Source organism: Candidatus Woesearchaeota archaeon, assembly GCA_016180285.1.
Lineage (GTDB): Archaea > Nanobdellota > Nanobdellia > Woesearchaeales > JACPBO01 > JACPBO01.
In genome coordinates, this window is record JACPBO010000050.1 from 1 (window position 1) to 2,264 (window position 2,264).

Consider the following 2,264-nt stretch of genomic DNA (forward strand, 5'->3'; position numbering starts at 1 on the left):
TTCTGAAAAATACTAGGTATGTTTTTGTAGCCCAATCCTGCGATAAAGCAAATAATTGTGCTAATTCCTCAAACCAAAGCTTTCTTGCGGGAAGAGACATAAAGCCGCCTTTCATTAACTTATCAATTCCAAGATTTATTAACAGAAGGACATTGGACATAAGGGGCTCAACCGAGCCATTTTCATCTGTAACCTTGTTTGTTAATAACCTTAATGCTCCAAAAAGAAGTTTAAGCCAAAATGAAGTAGGCAGCTCTGGAAGATTTGTATTCAGCCAGATGCAGTTGGAGCAGAATAATGTAATAAAGATAGTAATGGTAGATAAGGCAGGCAACAAAAATGAAAAAACTTTTGAAGTTGGAGTTGATACAGAAATTCCAGTAGTGCAATTAAATGAAATACCATCACTTACATCCAAAACAAATTTAACGATTAGTGGCAATGTAAATAAGCCAGTTATAATAAAGGTGTTCCTTGAATCAAAAATAAATCAGTCTCAAGTAACAAATCCGCCTGCGAAAATTACAGGGCTAAATGCCACAAAAGTCGGGCAAAACTCAGTTGAGCTGCATTGGAATGAATCAAAGGACAAGGACTTTAGCCATTATGCCATTTACCGAGATGGTGTGCTTAATCTGTTTATAGATGCGTTGGTGGACAGCGGCAAAACTTACGTTTATGAAGTATCGGCAATAGATATATTTGCAAATGAAGGCCCAAAATCAGAGCCAATAACCGTGGCTACATTAAGGAATGGTCAAATATTAAACCTTAATCCACCGCAAGTTGATATTTTAGAAGACTTTAGAAAGCCCTTGATGATTGTCAATGTAAGCAGCCCTTTCAATTTTGGTGTTAAGCTAAATAAAGGAGATGGAGATTACAATGTAAAGCTCATATTTGAAGACAAGGCAGACAATAATGTTATAATAGAAAAAAGTGTAACTCTTGATACAAAAAAACCAGAGGTAAAAATAACATCACCTCCAAGCGGTGCCTTTATTTTTGAAAATGTTGCTAATAATGTTGACATTGTTGGCAAAACAAAGCCAAATGCAAGAGTTCATTTATTTGTTGACAGAACACCATTCAGCTTTTTTAATCAAACGCTTGAGTTGAGCGGTTTGACAAATGAAGTACAGAATCTTCCAGAGGCACAGCTTGATGCAAAATGCCGCACAACTGTCTCTGCTTCATTCTGCAGAACTGGTGCTGATTTTTCTGTTGACGCAGATGGTGAAGGCAACTTTAAATTTAAGAATGTTGACTTAACTGCTACATTCGGCGGAGCTGGCAGAGTAAGAGAAGTGCCTGTAACAGAGTTTAGAGATACACAGCTTGAAGAAGGCAGAGATTCCAAAAGAACAACTCTTGTTGTGATTGCAACAGACCAAACTGGGCAGCGTGGAGTAACTACACAACCAGTAAGCATAGGCACTTGCTGGAGCGGCAACCAAAGCTGGAATGTGATTCCTTTAACGCAATACCAAAGCCCAACATCCTTAAGCACAGAGAGATTTGCAGAAGGTACAGAAACAATATATTTCTTCTTTAATTATTCTTACATTGGAAGAGGCACGGATGCAAAGATAACAGGACTAGCTCTTTCAAAAGCATGCGGCACTCGCGAGATTCTCGACCCAAGATTTAATATAAGCTGTCAAGTACTGTCTTCAGGAAATAGTCCAGCAAGATTAAACAAAGAAGGCACTTTGTCATATTCTGCAATTACTCTCAGCAGATTTCCAGGCATGGACAGATTTTTGGAAAATGATTGGAAAGATTTCTTTAAAGCGATAAACAAGGAGTTGACATTCCCATTCCAAATCAAGATAACCTACAAGCACAAAATAATAGACGAGAATGGTGCAGAAAAAGAGATTACAGAAACTCAAACAACCTGTCAGGAGGTAAGCTATGTTATAGACAACTCAATAATTGACCCAAGAAAAGTCTTGCCTGATTGGCTGCTTTTTGATTTTGTTGATTTCTTGCAGGATTCAATTAAAACATTAAACCAAGCTCAAGAGCAGATAAACAAAGTGCTTGAGTATGTAGCAGTTGGCTGCTTGGTATCATTTGGATTAAATCTAGTCATGCAATCTGCGAGAAGAATCACTTCATTCTTGGAAGAGAAAAGGTATTCCATTCTTAATTCAAAAACTATAAGCCAGTTGTCTGAGTTCATTGGAGTAGGGAAAATTACACTAAACCCAGAAAAGAGAGAGGATGATGTTTACTGCCAAGATCTCGTCAAACAAATA

The 2,264-nt window shown here is 37.6% G+C and carries 1 protein-coding gene; it reads left to right on the top strand.

All coding sequences use genetic code 11. The features are described from left to right. Window positions 1-2,264: hypothetical protein (locus HYU07_07935; GenBank protein ID MBI2130128.1), on the top strand; the 2,264-nt coding region annotated here is incomplete at both ends.